Raw genomic sequence first — 18,164 nt, forward strand, 5'->3', positions numbered from 1 at the left:
CCGCACCCAGTCGCCATCGCGGATGCCGCGGTTTTCCGCATCGTGCGGATGCATTTCCAGCCGGTCCTCCTCGTGCCAGAGCACGTTGTCGGTGCGCCGCGTCTGGGCGCCGACATTGTACTGGCTGAGGATGCGGCCGGTGGTGAGCAGCAGCGGGAAGCGCGGGCCGGTCTTCTCATCCGTCGCGACATATTCCGTGCGGATGAACTTGCCCTTGCCGCGCACGAAGCCGTCCGTGTGCATGATCGGCGAACCGAGCGGATGCTTCTCGTTGCAGGGCCACTGCACCGAGCCGACCTTGTCGAGATAGTCGTAGGAGACCAGCGCGAAGCTCGGCGTCGTCGCGGCGATCTCGTCCATGATCTCGGAGGGATGGCTGTAGTTCCAGCCCAGCCCCATCGCCTGGGCGAGGTTCTGCGTCACCTCCCAGTCGGCATAGCCGTTCTTCGGCGTCATGACGCGGCGCACGCGGTTGATGCGGCGCTCGGCATTGGTGAAGGTGCCGTCCTTTTCCAGGAAGGTCGAGCCCGGCAGGAAGACATGGGCGTAATTGGCGGTTTCGTTCAGGAACAGGTCCTGCACCACGACGCATTCCATGGCGGCGAGGCCGGCGGAGACGTGCTTGGTGTCGGGGTCCGACTGAAGGATGTCCTCGCCCTGGATATAGATGCCCTTGAACGTACCTTCGACGGCGGCGTCCAGCATGTTGGGGATACGCAGGCCCGGCTCGTTGTTGAGCGTCACGCCCCAGAGCTTTTCGAAGATTTCGCGCGTCGAGTCGTCCGAGATGTGGCGGTAGCCCGGCAGTTCGTGCGGGAAGGAGCCCATGTCGCACGAGCCCTGCACGTTGTTCTGGCCGCGCAGCGGGTTCACGCCGACACCCTCACGGCCGATATTGCCGGTCGCCATGGCGAGGTTGGCGATGGCCATGACGGTGGTCGAGCCCTGGCTGTGCTCGGTGACGCCGAGGCCGTAATAGATCGAGCCGTTGCCGCCGGTGGCGAAGAGGCGGGCGGCACCGCGCAGCGTTTCGGCAGGCACGTCGGTCAGCGCCTCGGTTTCCTCCGGGCTGTGGCGCGGCTCGGCGACGAAGCTCGCCCAGTCCTCGAATTCCGACCAGTCGCAGCGCTCGCGGATGAACTTTTCGTCGTAGAGGCCTTCCGTCACGATGACATGGGCGAGTGCGGTGACGACGGCGACATTGGTGCCGGGGCGCAGCGGTAGGTGATAGGACGCCTGGACATGCGGCGAGGAGACGAGGTCGATGCGGCGCGGATCGATGACGATCAGCTTGGCGCCCTGGCGCAGGCGCTTCTTCAGGCGCGAGGCGAAGACCGGGTGGCCGTCCGTCGGGTTGGCGCCGATGACGATGACGACGTCGGTGAACTCGACTGAATCGAAATTCTGCGTGCCAGCCGAAGTGCCGAAGGCCTGGCCGAGGCCGTAGCCCGTCGGTGAATGACAGACGCGGGCGCAGGTATCGACATTGTTGTTGCCGAAGCCGGCGCGGATCAGCTTCTGGACGAGGTAGGTCTCCTCGTTGGTGCAGCGCGACGAGGTGATGCCGCCGATGGAATCACGGCCGTATTGATACTGGATGCGGCGGAACTCGGCAGCCGTGTGGGCATAGGCCTCTTCCCAGCTCACTTCGCGCCAGGGATCGGTGATCTTTTCGCGGATCATCGGGTTGAGGATGCGGTCGCGGTGGGTCGAATAGCCATAGGCGAAACGACCCTTCACGCAGGAGTGGCCGCGATTGGCTTGGCCATCCTTCCATGGCACCATGCGCACCAGCTCCTCGCCGCGCATTTCCGCCTTGAAGGAACAGCCGACGCCGCAATAGGCGCAGGTGGTGACGACGGAATGTTCCGGCTGGCCGATCTCGATGACCGATTTTTCCGTCAGCGTCGCCGTGGGGCAGGCCTGCACGCAGGCGCCGCAGGAGACGCATTCGGATTCGAGGAAATGTTCGTGCATGCCGGGCGAGACACGGCTGTCGAAGCCACGACCCTCGATCGTCAGCGCGAACGTGCCCTGCACCTCTTCGCAGGCGCGCACGCAGCGCGAGCAGACGATGCATTTCGACGGGTCATAGGTGAAATAGGGGTTCGATTCGTCCTTCGGCATCCAGCGGGCGTTGGCCTCGCCGTTGCTGCGCGCCTTGACGTGGTTGTCGCCCTCATAGCCGTAGCGCACGTCGCGCAGGCCCACGGCGCCGGCCATGTCCTGCAATTCACAGTCGCCGTTGGCCGCGCAGGTCAGACAGTCGAGCGGGTGATCGGAGATGTAGAGTTCCATCACGCCCTTGCGGATGCTCTTCAGCCGGCTCGTCTGGGTATGGACGACGAGGCCGGGTGCGACGGGCGTAGTGCAGGAGGCGGGTGTGCCGTTGCGGCCCTCGATCTCGATGAGACAGAGGCGGCAGGAGCCGAAGGCATCGACCATGTCGGTGGCGCAGAGTTTCGGCACCTTTATGCCGGCCTCCATGGAGGCGCGCATGATGGAGGTGCCCTCGGGAACGGTGATCTCGTTCCCGTCGATGGTGAGCGTCACCATCTTTTCCGAGCGGGCGGCGGGCGTGCCGAAGTCGATTTCAGGAACGAGGGACATGGGAACCTCCGGATCGTCTCGCGCCGCATTTCAGCGGCGGCTTGGGTTCAATTCTTACGATTTCGTCTCGGCGAGCGTCGCCGCGACGAGGGCATTGGCATGGCCGTGGCCGAGACCGTGCGTTTCCTTGAGGAACGTGACGATCTGCATATGGGTCTTGCCCTCCTGCGCGCGGACGATGGCTTTCCAATGCTCGATCGGCTGGCCGTATTTCTTCTCGATGGAGGGGAAATAGGAGGCCGGGCCTTTGACCTTTTCCGTCTCGCTCATTCCGCGGCCTCCACCAACGGTGCCGGGGAGAAATCCTCCGGAAAGTGGGTCATGGCGCTCATGACCGGGTAGGGCGTGAAGCCGCCAAGCGCGCAGAGCGAACCGAATTTCATCGTGTTGCAGAGATCGGCGAGCAGCTCGCGGTTCTTCTCCGGCTCGATGCCCTGCGCGATCTTGTCGGCGGTCTCGACGCCGCGCGTCGAGCCGATGCGGCAGGGTGTGCACTTGCCGCAGCTTTCGACGGCGCAGAATTCCATGGCGAAGCGCGCCTGCTTCAGCATGTCGACGGTGTCGTCGAAAACGGTGATACCGGCATGGCCGATGAGGCCGTCCCTGGCCGCGAAGGCCTCGTAGTCGAAGGGCGTGTCGAACAGCGCGCGCGGGAAATAGGCGCCGAGCGGGCCGCCGACCTGCACGGCGCGCACCGGGCGGCCGGAGGCCGTGCCGCCGCCGATCTGGTCGACGATCTCACCGAGCGTCAGGCCGAAGGCTGTCTCATAGAGGCCGCCATGTTTGACATTGCCGGCGATCTGGATCGGGATCGTGCCGCGCGAACGGCCCATGCCGAAGTCCCGGTAATAGGCGGCGCCCTTGTCCATGATGATGGGTACGGAGGCGAGCGAGATGACGTTGTTGACGACGGTCGGGCGACCGAGAAAACCCTGAAGTGCGGGCAGCGGCGGCTTGGCGCGCACGATGCCGCGTTTGCCTTCCAGGCTATTGAGCAGCGCCGTTTCCTCGCCGCAGACATAGGCACCTGCGCCGACGCGGATTTCCATGTCGAAGGCCTTGCCGGAGCCGAGCACCGAGGGGCCGAGCACGCCGGCGGCGCGGGCGACCGCGACGGCCTCGTTCATCACGGCGATGGCGTGCGGATATTCCGAGCGGGTATAGACATAGCCCTTGGTGGCGCCGGTCGAGAGGCCGGCAATCGCCATGCCCTCGATAAGCACGAAGGGATCGCCTTCCATGATCATGCGGTCGGCGAAGGTGCCCGAATCGCCTTCGTCGGCATTGCAGACGATGTATTTTTGGGCGCCGGGCGCGTCGTGCACGGTCTTCCACTTGATGCCGGTCGGGAAGCCCGCGCCGCCGCGGCCGCGCAAGCCGCTGTCGGTAACGTCCTTGATGACGTCGAGCGGGGCCATGGCGATGGCCTTTTCCAGGCCCTTCAGGCCGCCATGCGCCTTGTAATCGTCAAGCGAGACCGGATCGATCACGCCGCAGCGGGCGAAGGTGAGGCGGGTCTGGTTTTTCAGGAACGGAATGTCTTCCGTTCCGCCAAGACAGAGCGGGTGGGCCTTGCCTTCCAGCAGGCCGGCATCGATGAGGCCGGCAACATCAGATGGTTTGACCGGGCCGTAGGCGATGCGGCCCGCGGCCGTCTCGACCTCGACCAGCGGCTCCAGCCAGTGCATACCGCGCGAGCCGTTGCGCACGATGACGATGTCGAGCTTGCGGGAATGCGCTTCGGCCGAGAGCGCCTTGGCGACGCGGTCGGCGCCAAGGGCGAGGGCTGCGGCATCACGGGGAACGTAAAGGCGAACGGTCATGAGCGGGCCTCCGCAATGAGGTCTTTCGCAAGGTCGACGTCGACCCGTCCATGCACCTCGCCGTCGAACATCGCAGCGGGTGCGCAGGAACAGAGACCGAGACAGTAGATGGGCTCCAGCGTCACGGCACCGTCCAGCGTCGTCTGGTGAAAATCGATGCCGAGTAGCGCCTTGATGCGTTCGGCGACCGCGTCTCCGCCCATCGATTGGCAGGCCTCGGCGCGACAGAGTTTCAGCACATGGCGGCCCGTCGGGTGGTCGCGGAAATCGTGATAGAAGGTGACGACGCCGTGCACTTCTGCGCGCGACAGGTTCAGTTCGCGCGCAATGACCGGCAGGCTTTCCTGCGGCACATAGCCGAACTCGGCCTGGATTTCATGCAGGATGGGAAGAAGCGGCCCTTCGAGCCCCTTCAGTTCGCTGACGATTGCCAGGGTTCGAGCGCCGACATCGCTGCCGGTAACGTGCACATTCATGGCCGAGCCTCCCAACCGACACGAATGAACCGCGGGACATCGAGGTTCTGCGCGCCGATCCCATTGAAAACGGTCGGCGAAGATCGGAACCCTGTCGATCGCCGCGACTTAGTTTAGCAGCTTCTCAGCCGGGAGACGACGGGTCAATAAAGGAAAGCCGTTGCCTGATAGGAAATTCCTATCAATTCATTCCCTTCTCGGCCAGCACGCGCGCTTCGTGCAGCAGGGCGGAGACGAGCGGCGTGAAGGGCTCGCGATGGGTGGCGACGAGGCCGACCGTGTGGTGCGGTTCGGGGTCGGTAAGGGAAACTATACTGATTTCCTCAGGGAATCCAAAGGATTTTGCGACATTGCGCGGCATGATGCTCGACCAGCGTCCGGTGCGGACATGGGAGAACAGCACGATCATCGAATTGGCTTCGAGCGACGGCTCCACCGTAACGCCGGCCTCGGCGAAGTGGCGGTTGATGATGCGGCGGTTCTGCATGTCGGCGGTCAATAGGCAAAGCCGAACGCTGCTCGCCTCCTGCCAAGTCACGGTTTCGCGATCGGAGAAGGTGTTGCCCTTGGCGGTGATCAGGCAATAGTGCTCGTGCAGCAGCGGCACGCTGGTGACGCGGCCGAGCGGTTCGTTTTCGAGATAGGTCAGGCCGGCATCGATCTCGAGATTTTCGAGCAGGCCGAGAATCTTGATCGAGGTCGTCGAGACGATCGAGAAGGTGACGTCGGGGTGTTTTTCCTGGAAGGGCGCGGTGATGCGCGGCACCATGGCGAGCGTTGTCGGGATGGCGGCCAGGCGGATGTGGCCGGAAAGACCCTTTCGCGCGGCGCGCATTTCCTCGCGCATGGTGCGGGTGTCGCCGACGATGCGGCGCGCCCATTCCAGCACGCGCTGGCCCTCCGGCGTCAGGCCCTGGAAGCGTGAGCCGCGGACGACGAGCATCACGCCGAGCTGGTCCTCCAGCTGGCGGATCGCCGCCGACAGCGTCGGCTGGGAAATGCCGAGCTCCTCCGCCGCGCGGGCAAAATGCCGTTCGCGGGCGAGCGCGATGAAATATTCGAGCTTGTCTATCATGTCAGAAGTGCGCCTCCGCTCTCTTGATACAAAAGAACAGTGGCGGCACCAATGCCCTCCGCCCTATATCTGGTGCAACGCAGCGAAAACGAGGAGGACGAGGATGACGTTTCAGGCACTGTTGGTAGAGAAGGCCGCCGATGGCGCGGTGACGGCATCGATCCAGACGCTTGACGACACGCGGCTTCCCGATGGCGATGTCACCATCGCGGTGGAATATTCGACGCTGAACTACAAGGATGGGCTGTGCATCAACGGCAAGGGCGGGCTGGTGCGCACCTTTCCGCATGTGCCGGGCGTCGATTTCGCCGGCACGGTGGAGGTCTCCGACGATCCGCGCTACCGGCCGGGCGACCGGGTGGTGTTGACCGGCTGGCGTGTCGGCGAGGTCTGGTGGGGCGGTTATGCGACCCGCGCCAAAGTGAAGGCCGACTGGCTGGTACCGCTGCCGGAGGAACTGTCGACCCGGCAGGCCATGGCGATCGGCACGGCGGGGCTTACTTCGATGATGTCCGTCATCGCGCTGGAAAAGGCCGGGCTGTCGCCGCTGAAGGGCGAGGTTTTGGTGACCGGGGCGGCCGGCGGTGTCGGCTCGGTGGCCGTGGCGCTTCTGGCGCGGCTCGGTTACTCGGTCGCGGCCATCACGGGACGGCCGGAAACGGCGGGCTATCTCAGGGATTTGGGTGCGGAAACCATCATCGACCGTGCGGAACTGGCCGAACCGAACAGCAAGCCGCTCGAATCCGAGCGCTGGGCGGGCGCGGTGGATGCCGTCGGCGGCGACATGCTGGCGCGGGTGCTGAAGCAGATGAAATATGACGGCGCCGTCGCCTCGGTCGGTCTTGCGGCGGGTGCTGGCGTGCCGTCCTTCACGGTCATTCCGTTCCTGCTGCGCGGCGTCAGCCTGCTCGGCATCGATTCGGTGAATAGGCCTTACGATCAGCGCGTCGATGCCTGGAACCGCATCGCCGCCGACCTGCCGATGGACAAGCTGGAGGCCATGGTCGTCGAACACCGGCTTTCCGACTTGCCGAATCTGGCCAACCAGATCCTGGAGGGCAAGGTGAAGGGGCGCGTGGTCGTCGATGTCAATGCCTGACGGGCCTGACGGCGAAAGCGGTCAGCAGATGAGCTGGCCGCCGTTCACCTCCAGCACCTGGCCGGTGATGTAGCCGGACAAGGCATTGGAGGCGAGGAAGAGATAGGCGGGGGCGCAGTCCTCTGCCGTGCCCAGCCGTTGCAGCGGGATCGTCTTGCGGGTCGCTTCCAGCTTCTCGGCAGACGAGTAGCGCTCGTGGAAATCCGTGGTGATGGTGCCCGGTGAGACGCAGTTGACACGGATACCGTCCGGCGCAAGCTCGCGGGCAAGGCCCTTCGAATAGGTCGAGACGAAGGCTTTCGTCGCCGAGTAGATCGCCGAGCCGGGGCTGCCGCCGGTCAGCGCCGAGATCGACACCGTGTTGACGATGGCGGCGTGCGGCGCGCGGCGCAGCGACCGCAGCAAGGCACGCGTTACCTCGACGACGGAGGTCTGGTTGAGGCGCACGACGGTTTCGTATTGTTCGTCGGTAAGATCGGCGGCCGGGAAGCGGCCGACCATGGTGCCGGCATTGTTGATCAGCACGTCGACATGCGGAAAGAGACTGTCCGTCCGCTCAAGGATCGCGCCGATGCCGCCTTCCTCCAGGAAATCCGCATAGACGATATGGGCGCGGGCTTCTGCGACGGCGGTTTCCAGGAATTCCGGCAGCGGCCCCGCCGGGGCACGACCGCCATGCAGCAGCACATGGGCGCCGCAATCGAGGAACTGCCGGGCGATCTCCAGGCCGATGCCGCGGCCGGCACCCGTCACGACGACATTGGCGCCCTTGAACAAGGCTGGATGAAACATGGTCTGTCCTCCCGGTCACCTGCGATCCGCCCAGTATCACAAAAACTTGGTTGCTCTCCAAGAAGGCAGAGCGGATCAATTGATGTACTTTCGTTTTTGCATATGATGAAAAAAAACGAAAGCAGTGGGAGGTGTCTATGTTTCTGACGGGTCGACAGGCGGAGATCGTGGATCTCGCCAAAACCGAGGGCCGCGTGCTCGTGGAAGACCTGGCATCACGTTTTTCCGTGACGCCGCAGACCATCCGCAAGGACCTGAACGACCTCTGCGACAACAAGGTTTTGACGCGCATCCATGGCGGCGCGCTCTTCCCGAGCGGCAACGAGAATGTCAAATACGAGGCGCGCCGCTCCATCGCGGCCCCCGAAAAACAGGCGATCGGCCGTGCCGCCGCCGCCGTGATCCCGGACAATTCATCGCTCTTCATCAATATCGGCACGACGACGGAGGCCGTCGGCGAGGCGCTGCTCGACCACAAGGAATTGATGGTCATCACCAACAATATCAATGTCGCCAATCGCTTGCGCGTCTATCCCTCGATCGAGGTGGTGATTGCCGGCGGCGTGGTGCGTGGGGCGGATGGCGGCATCGTCGGCGAAGCGGCCGTCGATTTCATCCGCCAGTTCAAGGTGGACTACGCCGTCATCGGCGTTTCGGCCATCGACGAGGACGGCGCGCTGCTCGATTTCGACTATCGCGAGGTGAAGGTGGCGCAGGCGATCATTGCGAATGCCCGCCATGTCATCCTGGTTTCGGATTCGACGAAATTCGAAAGGACAGCACCGGTGCGCATCGGCCACCTCTCGCAGGTCCACACTTTCATCACCGACAGCTGTCCTTTCGAGGGCATCCGGGCCATTTGCCAGGAACATGACGTGCGTCTTGTGGAGACCGCTTCACAGGCCTGACATAACGGCATGCTATTTCTACTCGCATTCGTTTGACATTCGAAATGTTTTCGTTTTAACTCCACTTGCTTTCGCAACTGCGCGCATATTGTGCAATGCGAAATGGGAGGGGAACTTGGACGGCAACGGCATCCGCGATATTTTTGTCATCGGTGGCGGCATCAACGGCTGCGGCATTGCGCGCGATGCCGCCGGCCGCGGCTATTCGGTCGTGCTTGCCGAAATGAAGGACTTTGCTTCCGGCACGTCCTCGGCGTCCACCAAGCTGATCCATGGCGGTTTGCGTTACCTCGAACATTACGAATTCCGCCTCGTGCGCGAGGCACTGATGGAGCGCGAAGTGCTCTGGGCGATGGCGCCGCATGTCATCTGGCCGATGCGTTTCGTGCTGCCCTTCCAGAAGGGCGGGCCGCGTCCGGCCTGGCTCATCCGCCTCGGCCTGTTCCTCTATGACTATATCGGCGGCCGCAAGCTCCTGCCGGCGACCAGCACCGTGGACCTTGCCAAGGATCCGGCCGGTGGGCCGCTGAAGAAGCTGTTCCGCAAGGCCTTCGAATATTCCGACGGTTGGGTGGATGATGCGCGTCTTGTCGTGCTGAACGCCCGCGACGCCGCCGACCGTGGCGCCGATATCCGCACCGGCACGAAGGTCGTTGCTGCGCGCCGCGAGAACGGCCACTGGAATGTCGAGACGGAGAATGTCGAGACTGGGACGCGCGAGACGGTGCGTGCGCGCATGCTGGTCAATGCGGCCGGCCCCTGGATCGACAAGGTTCTGTCCTCCGCCTTCGGGCGCAACGACGTGCACAATGTACGCCTCGTGCAGGGCAGCCATATCGTCGTGAAGAAGAAATTCTCCGATCCGCGCGCCTATTTCTTCCAGAACCCGGACGGGCGCATCATGTTCGCCATTCCCTACCAGGAAGAGTTCACGCTGATCGGCACGACCGACCGCGATTATCAGGGCGATCCCCGTGATGTCCGCATCAGCGACGAGGAAATCGGCTATCTTTGCGCCTCGGCCAGCGAATATTTCGCCGAGCCGGTGACACGCGACGATATCGTCTGGACCTATTCCGGCGTGCGTCCGCTCTTCGACGATGGTGCCAGCAAGGCGCAGGAAGCGACACGCGATTACGTGCTGAAGGTCGAGGGCGGTGATGGCCAGGCGCCCCTGCTCAACATCTTCGGCGGCAAGCTCACCACCTACCGGCGTCTTGCCGAATCCGCGCTGGAGAAGATTTCGGAATCGATCGGCACGAAGGGCAGCCGCTGGACCGCGCAGTCCCGCCTGCCCGGCGGCGATTTCAAGGTCGACGGTTTCAACGCGGAAGTGAAGGCGCTTTCGGCGCGCTTCCCCTTCCTGGTCCCGGCTCATGCCCGCCGGCTCGTGCGCCTCTACGGCACCCGCGCGGCAGCCCTTTTGGAGGGCGCGACAAGCGCGGCGGATCTCGGACAGCATTTCGGTAGCGATCTCTACGAGCGCGAAGTGCGCTGGCTGATGCAGGAAGAGTGGGCCCGGCACGCCGAAGACGTGCTGTGGCGGCGGACCAAACGCGGATTGCACCTGACGGCGGCGCAAGCGGCGGCACTCGAAGACTACATGGCGGCCGCACAGGCGGCGCCCCACTAGCACACCCTGATCCGGTGGCTGGGAGGAACGACGGAGATAGGAATGCTTGAACTTAGAAACATCGCGAAGGTGGCGGGGGCGGAAACGCATATCCACCCGACCAATCTCGTGCTCGAGCGGGGCTCGCTCAACGTGCTGCTTGGCCCGACGCTGTCGGGCAAGACCTCGCTGATGCGGCTCATGGCCGGCCTCGACAAGCCGACATCAGGCTCCGTCTGGTTCGACGGCAAGGACGTGACGGGCGTGCGCGTGCAGGATCGCGGCGTCGCCATGGTCTATCAGCAGTTCATCAACTATCCGGCGCTGACGGTCTATGAGAACATCGCCTCGCCGATGCGCATCAAGGGGGCCGATACGGCGACCATCGACCGCGAAGTGCGCAAGGCGGCCGAGCTCCTGAAGCTCACGCCCTATCTCGACCGTACGCCGCTCAATCTCTCGGGCGGTCAGCAGCAGCGCACGGCGCTTGCCCGCGCCATCGTCAAGAATGCCAGCCTCGTGCTGCTCGACGAGCCGCTCGCCAACCTCGATTACAAGCTGCGCGAGGAGCTGCGCCTCGAACTGCCGAAGATCTTTGCCGCCTCCGGTGCGATCTTTGTCTATGCGACGACGGAACCGTCCGAGGCGCTGCTGCTCGGCGGCAACACGGCGGCGCTGTCGGAAGGCCGCATCACGCAGTTCGGCCGCACCATCGACGTCTATCGCCGTCCGAACGATTTGCTGACCGCGCGCACCTTCGCCGATCCGCCGCTCAACACCATGCAGGTGCTGAAGAACGGCGGAAGCTTCGAAGTCGGCGGTAAGCCGGTACTGCCGGTGCCGGCGCATCTTGCGGCCTTGGCGGACGGTCCCTGCACCATCGCTTTCCATCCGCACCACCTGTCGCTTTCAAGCCAGAATGCTTCTTCGGCAAGTCTCCAGGCGCGCACCGCGATCTCGGAAATCGCCGGTTCCGAAAGCTTCATCTACATCGAATTCGAGGGCAACCATTGGGTCATGCTCTCGCCGGGCATCCACGACATCGAGCCGGATGCGATCATCACCGTCCACGTCGACACGCGCCATCTGATGGCCTTCGGCACGGACGGCAGGGCGATCGCCGAGCCGGCCGTCGCGGCGGCCTGAGGAGGAGACCATGGCACGCATCAATCTCGATCACATCCGCCATGCCTACGGCGCAAAGCCGAAGTCGGAAGCGGACTATTCGCTGAAGGAAGTCCACCACGAGTGGAACGACGGCGGCGCCTATGCGCTGCTCGGCCCGTCCGGCTGCGGCAAGACCACGCTGCTCAACATCATCTCGGGTCTCTTGCAGCCGTCCGAAGGGCGCATCCTGTTCGACGGCAAGGATGTCACCTATCTCTCGACGCAGCAGCGCAACATCGCGCAGGTCTTCCAGTTCCCGGTCATCTACGACACGATGACGGTCTACGACAATCTGGCCTTCCCGCTGCGCAACCGCGGCGTGGCCGAGCCGGAAGTCGACCGCCGCGTGCGCGACATCCTTGAAATGATCGACCTCGCCGGCTGGGCGAAGAAGACGGCGCGCGGGCTGACCGCCGACCAGAAGCAGAAGATTTCGCTTGGCCGCGGCCTCGTGCGCAACGACGTCAACGCCATCCTGTTCGACGAGCCGCTGACCGTCATCGACCCGCATATGAAATGGGTGCTGCGCTCGCAGCTCAAGAAGCTGCACCGCCAGTTCGGCTTCACCATGGTCTATGTCACGCATGACCAGACCGAGGCGCTGACGTTCGCCGACAAGGTCGTCGTCATGTATGACGGCCAGATCGTGCAGATCGGCACGCCGGCCGAACTTTTCGAAAAGCCGAAGCATACCTTCGTCGGCTATTTCATCGGCTCGCCGGGCATGAACGTGCTGCCGGCCGCCATCGACGGCAGCAGCATCAAGGTTGGCGAGCAGACGCTCACACTCGATTACAAGCCGCAGATCGCCGCCGGTGCCAAGATGGAACTCGGCATTCGCCCGGAATTCATTTCGCTGTCGCGTGAGGGCATGCCGGTCTCGATCAGCAAGGTCGAGGACATCGGCCGCCAGAAAATCGTTCGTGCCGAATTCGCCGGCAGGCCGATCGCCATCGTCGTGCCGGAGGACGGCGAGATCCCCGCCGATCCGCGCATCACCTTCGATCCCGCCGCCATCAACATCTACGCCGATAGCTGGCGTGTCGGCAGGGAGGGCTGACGATGAACAAGACCTGGAACAACAAGGCCTGGTTCATGGTCCTGCCCGTTCTGCTGCTCGTCGCCTTCTCGGCGGTGATCCCGCTGATGACGGTGGTGAACTATTCGGTGCAGGATACGTTCGGCAACAATGCATTCTTCTGGAACGGCGTCGGCTGGTTCTCGGACGTGCTCGAATCCGACCGCTTCTGGGAAGCGCTCGGCCGCAACCTGCTGTTCTCCGGCATCATCCTGGCGCTTGAGATTCCGCTCGGCATCCTGATCGCGCTCAACATGCCCAAGAAGGGCCTGGGCGTGCCGGTCTGCCTCGTTTTGATGGCGCTGCCGCTGCTCATTCCGTGGAACGTCGTCGGCACGATCTGGCAGGTCTTCGGCCGCGTCGACATCGGCCTGCTCGGCCACGTGCTCGATGGGCTCGGCTTCGACTACAACTATGTCAACGACGTCTTCGACGCCTGGGCGACGCTCATCGTCATGGACGTCTGGCACTGGACGAGCCTCGTCGTGCTGCTCTGCTATGCCGGTCTCGTCTCGATCCCGGAGGCCTACTACCAGGCCGCCAAGATCGACGGCGCCTCGCGCTGGGCCGTCTTCCGCTACATCCAGCTGCCGAAGATGAAGCGCGTGCTGCTCATCGCCTTCCTGCTGCGCTTCATGGACAGCTTCATGATCTATACAGAACCCTTCGTCGTCACCGGCGGCGGTCCGGGCAACTCGACCACGTTCCTTTCGATCGACCTCGTCAAGATGGCGATCGGCCAGTTCGACCTCGGCCCGGCCGCGGCCATGTCCATCATCTACTTCCTGATCATCCTGCTGTTCTCGTGGATCTTCTACACGGTCATGACCAGCAGCGACGAACAGGCGTGAGGGAGGAAACCATGACCTCACAGGCAACCACCGCAAACACGCTTCCGGCCCGCGCCAGCACAAAGCGCGACCTGTCCTGGATCGTGCCGACGCTCTACATCGTCTTTCTGATGCTGCCGATCTACTGGCTCGTCAACATGAGCTTCAAGACGAACGAGGAGATCATCGGCACCTTCTCGCTGTGGCCGCAGTCGCCGACGCTGAAGAACTATGCCGTCATCTTCACCGATCCGGCCTGGTATTCCGGCTATATCAACTCGATCATCTATGTGGCGCTGAACACGCTGATCTCCGTTTCCGTGGCGCTGCCGGCGGCCTATGCCTTCTCGCGCTACCGGTTCCTCGGCGACAAGCACCTGTTCTTCTGGCTGCTCACCAACCGCATGGCGCCGCCCGCCGTCTTCGTGCTGCCGTTCTTCCAGCTCTATTCGGCCTTCGGCATGATCGACACACACATCGCGGTCGCCATCGCGCACTGCCTGTTCAACGTGCCGCTCGCCGTCTGGATCCTGGAAGGTTTCATGTCCGGCGTGCCGAAGGAGATCGACGAGACCGCCTATATCGACGGCTATTCGTTCCCGAAATTCTTCGCTCGGATCTTCGTGCCGCTGATTGCGTCCGGCATCGGTGTCGCCGCCTTCTTCTGCTTCATGTTTTCCTGGGTCGAGCTTCTGATCGCCCGCACGCTGACGACGACGGATGCCAAGCCGATCGCCGCCACGATGACACGCACGGTCTCGGCCTCCGGCATGGATTGGGGCGTGCTGGCCGCCGCCGGCGTGCTGACCATCATTCCCGGCGCGCTCGTCATCTATTTCGTCCGCAACTACATCGCCAAGGGCTTTGCCCTTGGCCGGGTCTAAGGGGGAGGGGCTGATGGCCGCTGTCGTCAACAACAACCGCTGGCCCGTGGCTCTTGCCGCCGTGCTCGGCATCTATGCCCTCATCACCGGCTTTCTCGTCATGTCGATCCCCGTCAAGGACGGCGTGCGCGACTGGTTCGGCTCGCTGATCCCCGGCGGATGGATGGCCTGGTCGTTTCCGACGGCCATGTTCTTCCTGACGATCTTTCTTTTGATCGCGCTGATGGCGGTCTGGGAATATGCCCGTCCGGGTGGCAACCCGCGCGTCGGCATCCTGCGCTTCGAGACGACCCGCGGCGACCGGCTCTTCGTGTCGCTGCTCGGCTCGGCGTTCATTCATCTCGCATGGTTGGGCCTTGTCGGTCCCAACCTGTGGTGGGCTCTTGCCTTGTCCGTGGCCTACGCCGTCGGCGTGTTCCGCTTCGTGTAAGGCAAAAGAAAATGGAGGCCTCGGGGAGAATGGGGCCTCCGCACATGCAGTCGCAATCGCAAAACCCTAAGGGAGGATCAAAATGCGAAAGCAACTTCTGACGACGACGGCAGTCCTGCTGCTGGCGTTCACCGGTTCCGCATTCGCGGACATGGATGCTGCCAAGAAGTTCCTGGATTCGGAAGTCGGCGACTTGTCCTCGCTCGACCGCGCTGGCCAGGAAGCGGAAATGCAGTGGTTCGTCGACGCCGCCAAGCCGTTTGCCGGCATGGACATCAAGGTCGTCTCCGAAACGATCGCCACGCATGAATATGAATCGAAGGTTCTCGCACCGGCCTTCACCGCCATCACCGGCATCAAGATCACGCACGACCTGATCGGCGAAGGCGACGTCATCGAAAAGCTGCAGACGCAGATGCAGTCGGGCGAAAACATCTACGACGCCTATGTCAACGACTCGGACCTCATCGGTACGCACTGGCGCTACCAGCAGGCCCGCGCGCTGACCGACTTCATGGCCAATGAAGGCAAGGACGTTACCAACCCGAATCTCGACCTCAAGGACTTCATCGGCACGTCCTTCACGACGGCGCCTGACGGTAAGCTCTACCAGCTGCCCGACCAGCAGTTCGCGAACCTCTACTGGTTCCGCTACGACTGGTTCAACGACGAGAAGAACAAGGCGGACTTCAAGGCGAAGTACGGCTACGACCTCGGCGTTCCCGTCAACTGGTCGGCTTACGAGGACATTGCCGAGTTCTTCACCGGCCGCGAGATCGACGGCAAGAAGGTCTATGGCCACATGGACTACGGCAAGAAGGACCCGTCGCTCGGCTGGCGCTTCACCGACGCGTGGCTCTCGATGGCCGGCAACGGCGACAAGGGCATTCCGAACGGCCTGCCGGTCGACGAATGGGGCATCAAGGTCAACGAGAAGTCGCAGCCGGTCGGTTCGTGCGTTGCCCGCGGCGGCGACACCAACGGCCCGGCAGCCGTCTACTCGATCGAGAAGTACCTGCAGTGGCTGAAGGCCTACGCACCGGCATCCGCCGGCGGCATGACCTTCTCCGAATCCGGTCCGGTTCCGTCGCAGGGCGAAGTCGCCCAGCAGATGTTCACCTACACGGCCTTCACGGCGAGCTTCGTCAAGGAAGGCCTGCCGGTCGTCAACGCCGACGGCACGCCGAAGTGGCGCTTCGCCCCGAGCCCGCATGGCGTCTACTGGAAGGACGGCATGAAGCTCGGCTATCAGGACGTGGGTTCCTGGACGCTGATGAAGTCCACTCCTGACGATCGCGCCAAGGCCGCCTGGCTCTATGCGCAGTTCGTGACCTCCAAGACCGTCGACGTGAAGAAGAGCCATGTCGGCTTGACCTTCATCCGCCAGTCCACGCTCGACCACAAGTCCTTCACGGACCGCGCGCCGAAGCTCGGCGGTCTGGTCGAGTTCTACCGTTCGCCGGCCCGCGTTCAGTGGTCGCCGACCGGCACGAACATTCCGGACTATCCGAAGCTGGCCCAGCTGTGGTGGCAGGCGATCGGCGACGCGTCCTCGGGCGCCAAGACCGCGCAGGAAGCCATGGACTCGCTCTGCGCCGAGCAGGAAAAGGTGCTGGAACGCCTCGAGCGCGCCGGCGTTCAGGGCGACATGGGCCCGAAACTCGCCGAAGAGCACGATCTTGCCTACTGGAACAAGGATGCCGTCGAAAAGGGCAACCTCGCTCCGCAGCTGAAGATCGAGAACGAGAAGGAAAAGCCGCTCACCGTCAACTATGACGAACTCGTCAAGAGCTGGCAGAAGTAACAAGGCCTGGACGGGGGGGTCGCCGCCCGTCCTTTTTATCATCCGATCCCTTTTGCCCGCGTGCCCGACAAGGTGCGCGGGCCTTTTCGTTCCTGGCCCGGAGCCGAGAGCGGCCGGTTTCCCGTCCTTTTGCCCGAACCGTACCGATTGGTACAGTTTGCGCATTGCACAGCGCGGGGTCTTCCGCTAAGAACCCCGCGATTTCTCCCGCGCGCTCGCGCGACATCGAAAATAGCGGTAAACACACATGGCACGCATCGTGATGAAATTCGGCGGAACGTCCGTCGCTGACCTCGACCGTATCCACAATGTGGCCCGCCATGTGAAACGCGAGGTTGATGCCGGCCACGAGGTTGCCGTCGTCGTCTCGGCGATGTCGGGCAAGACGAACGAGCTTGTCGCCTGGGTGCAGAACATGCCGAAGGTGACGGGCGCCAACTCGCCCTTCTACGATGCGCGCGAATATGACGCCATCGTCGCCTCGGGCGAACTCGTCACCGCCGGCCTTCTCGCCATCGCGCTCCAGTCCATGGACATCAATGCCCGCTCCTGGCAGGGCTGGCAGATTCCGATCAAGACCGACAACGCGCATGGCGCTGCCCGGATCCTCGAGATCGAGGGCTCGGAAATGGTCCGCCGCATGGGCGAAGGCCAAGTGGCCGTCGTTGCTGGCTTCCAGGGCCTGGGCCCGGATAACCGTGTCGCGACCCTCGGCCGCGGCGGTTCCGATACCTCGGCCGTCGCCATCGCCGCGGCCGTGAAGGCCGACCGTTGCGACATTTATACCGACGTCGACGGCGTTTACACGACCGACCCGCGCATCGAGCCCAAGGCGCGCCGCCTGAAGAAGATCGCCTTCGAGGAAATGCTCGAAATGGCTTCGCTCGGCGCCAAGGTCCTGCAGGTGCGCTCGGTGGAACTCGCCATGGTGCACAAGGTGCGCACCTTCGTGCGCTCGTCTTTCGAGGATCCCGATGCGCCGGGCATGGGCGATCTTCTGAACCCGCCCGGTACGCTGATTTGTGATGAGGATGAGATCGTGGAACAGGAAGTCGTAACCGGCATCGCCTATGCCAAGGATGAAGCGCAGATCTCGCTCCGCCGCGTCGCCGACCGGCCGGGCGTTTCGGCCGCGATCTTCGGCCCGCTGGCCGAAGCCCATATCAATGTCGACATGATCGTCCAGAACATTTCCGAGGACGGCTCCAAGACCGACATGACCTTCACGGTTCCCTTCGGCGACGTGGAAAAGGCGCTCAAGGTTCTGGAAGGCGCCAAGGAACAGGTCGGTTTCGACGTGATCCAGCACGAGACGGGCCTGGTGAAGGTGTCGGTCATCGGCATCGGCATGCGCAGCCACGCCGGCGTTGCCGCTTCGGCCTTCCGCGCACTGGCCGACAAGGGCATCAACATCAAGGCGATCACGACTTCGGAAATCAAGATTTCCATCCTGATCGACGGTCCCTATGCGGAACTCGCCGTTCGGACTTTGCATTCCGTGTACGGTCTCGATAAGAAGTAAGAACCGGCCGACTCGGCGTCGATCTTATGATCGCCGGCGCGGGCCAAGCGCCGG

At 63.4% G+C, this 18,164-nt stretch carries 16 protein-coding genes; 10 read left to right on the forward strand and 6 right to left on the reverse strand.

All coding sequences use genetic code 11. The features are described 5' to 3' along the window. From fdhF to ACOZK4_RS25105, 5 genes are all read right to left on the reverse strand, one after another. Nucleotides 1–2,610: formate dehydrogenase subunit alpha (gene fdhF, locus ACOZK4_RS25085; protein WP_421594401.1), on the reverse strand; the 2,610-nt coding region annotated here is incomplete at its 3' end. A gap of 54 nt (nucleotides 2,611–2,664) precedes the next feature. Next, entirely contained in the window at nucleotides 2,665–2,880 is a 216-nt protein-coding gene (locus ACOZK4_RS25090; protein ID WP_313522303.1) for a DUF4287 domain-containing protein, read from the reverse strand. Beyond that, a complete protein-coding gene (locus ACOZK4_RS25095; protein WP_421594402.1) occupies nucleotides 2,877–4,433 on the reverse strand; it encodes a formate dehydrogenase beta subunit in 1,557 nt (518 codons plus the stop codon). The genes ACOZK4_RS25090 and ACOZK4_RS25095 overlap by 4 nt, the downstream gene beginning before the upstream one ends. Further along, nucleotides 4,430–4,909 (reverse strand): formate dehydrogenase subunit gamma, encoded by a 480-nt coding sequence (locus ACOZK4_RS25100; protein WP_421594403.1) that lies wholly within the window; start codon nucleotides 4,907–4,909, stop codon nucleotides 4,430–4,432. The genes ACOZK4_RS25095 and ACOZK4_RS25100 overlap by 4 nt, the downstream gene beginning before the upstream one ends. Nucleotides 4,910–5,090: 181 nt before the next feature. Further along, nucleotides 5,091–5,984: a LysR family transcriptional regulator gene (locus ACOZK4_RS25105; RefSeq protein ID WP_421594404.1), complete on the reverse strand. Its 894-nt coding sequence runs from the start codon at nucleotides 5,982–5,984 to the stop codon at nucleotides 5,091–5,093. A gap of 103 nt (nucleotides 5,985–6,087) precedes the next feature. Here ACOZK4_RS25105 and ACOZK4_RS25110 point away from each other — a divergent pair, with 103 nt between their 5' ends. Further along, a complete protein-coding gene (locus ACOZK4_RS25110) occupies nucleotides 6,088–7,083 on the forward strand; it encodes an MDR family oxidoreductase (RefSeq protein WP_421594405.1) in 996 nt (331 codons plus the stop codon). A gap of 21 nt (nucleotides 7,084–7,104) precedes the next feature. Here ACOZK4_RS25110 and ACOZK4_RS25115 read toward each other — a convergent pair whose 3' ends face one another. Further along, nucleotides 7,105–7,875 carry an SDR family NAD(P)-dependent oxidoreductase gene (locus ACOZK4_RS25115; protein ID WP_421594406.1) on the reverse strand — a complete coding sequence of 257 codons (771 nt, stop codon included), beginning with the start codon at nucleotides 7,873–7,875 and terminating at the stop codon, nucleotides 7,105–7,107. Nucleotides 7,876–8,012: 137 nt separating this feature from the next. Here ACOZK4_RS25115 and ACOZK4_RS25120 point away from each other — a divergent pair, with 137 nt between their 5' ends. The 9 genes from ACOZK4_RS25120 to ACOZK4_RS25160 all read left to right on the forward strand — a co-directional run bounded on the left by ACOZK4_RS25120 (nucleotide 8,013) and on the right by ACOZK4_RS25160 (nucleotide 18,110). After that, a complete protein-coding gene (locus ACOZK4_RS25120) occupies nucleotides 8,013–8,783 on the forward strand; it encodes a DeoR/GlpR family DNA-binding transcription regulator (protein WP_313522315.1) in 771 nt (256 codons plus the stop codon). A gap of 115 nt (nucleotides 8,784–8,898) precedes the next feature. Next, nucleotides 8,899–10,416, forward strand: a complete 1,518-nt coding sequence (glpD, locus tag ACOZK4_RS25125; protein ID WP_313522317.1) for a glycerol-3-phosphate dehydrogenase — start codon at nucleotides 8,899–8,901, stop codon at nucleotides 10,414–10,416. A gap of 42 nt (nucleotides 10,417–10,458) precedes the next feature. Further along, nucleotides 10,459–11,541: an ABC transporter ATP-binding protein gene (locus ACOZK4_RS25130; RefSeq protein WP_421594407.1), complete on the forward strand. Its 1,083-nt coding sequence runs from the start codon at nucleotides 10,459–10,461 to the stop codon at nucleotides 11,539–11,541. Nucleotides 11,542–11,551: 10 nt separating this feature from the next. After that, a complete protein-coding gene (locus tag ACOZK4_RS25135) occupies nucleotides 11,552–12,622 on the forward strand; it encodes an ABC transporter ATP-binding protein (protein WP_421594408.1) in 1,071 nt (356 codons plus the stop codon). Between the two features lie 2 nt (nucleotides 12,623–12,624). Then, nucleotides 12,625–13,491 carry a sugar ABC transporter permease gene (locus tag ACOZK4_RS25140; RefSeq protein WP_313522323.1) on the forward strand — a complete coding sequence of 289 codons (867 nt, stop codon included), beginning with the start codon at nucleotides 12,625–12,627 and terminating at the stop codon, nucleotides 13,489–13,491. 11 nt (nucleotides 13,492–13,502) lie between these two features. Beyond that, nucleotides 13,503–14,354, forward strand: a complete 852-nt coding sequence (locus ACOZK4_RS25145) for a carbohydrate ABC transporter permease (RefSeq protein WP_313522325.1) — start codon at nucleotides 13,503–13,505, stop codon at nucleotides 14,352–14,354. Nucleotides 14,355–14,367: 13 nt separating this feature from the next. Beyond that, the gene (locus tag ACOZK4_RS25150) at nucleotides 14,368–14,784 is read left to right on the forward strand and encodes a DUF2160 domain-containing protein (RefSeq protein ID WP_313522327.1); all 417 of its coding nucleotides are present in this window, start codon (nucleotides 14,368–14,370) and stop codon (nucleotides 14,782–14,784) included. An 82-nt stretch (nucleotides 14,785–14,866) separates the two neighbouring features. Further along, nucleotides 14,867–16,588 carry an ABC transporter substrate-binding protein gene (locus ACOZK4_RS25155; RefSeq protein ID WP_313522329.1) on the forward strand — a complete coding sequence of 574 codons (1,722 nt, stop codon included), beginning with the start codon at nucleotides 14,867–14,869 and terminating at the stop codon, nucleotides 16,586–16,588. A 247-nt stretch (nucleotides 16,589–16,835) separates the two neighbouring features. Further along, the gene (locus ACOZK4_RS25160; protein ID WP_421594409.1) at nucleotides 16,836–18,110 is read left to right on the forward strand and encodes an aspartate kinase; all 1,275 of its coding nucleotides are present in this window, start codon (nucleotides 16,836–16,838) and stop codon (nucleotides 18,108–18,110) included. The last annotated feature ends 54 nt before the right edge of the window (nucleotides 18,111–18,164 follow it).

Origin of the sequence: Shinella sp. M27 (assembly GCF_049199905.1) — a bacterium.
Classification (GTDB): Bacteria; Pseudomonadota; Alphaproteobacteria; order Rhizobiales; family Rhizobiaceae; genus Shinella.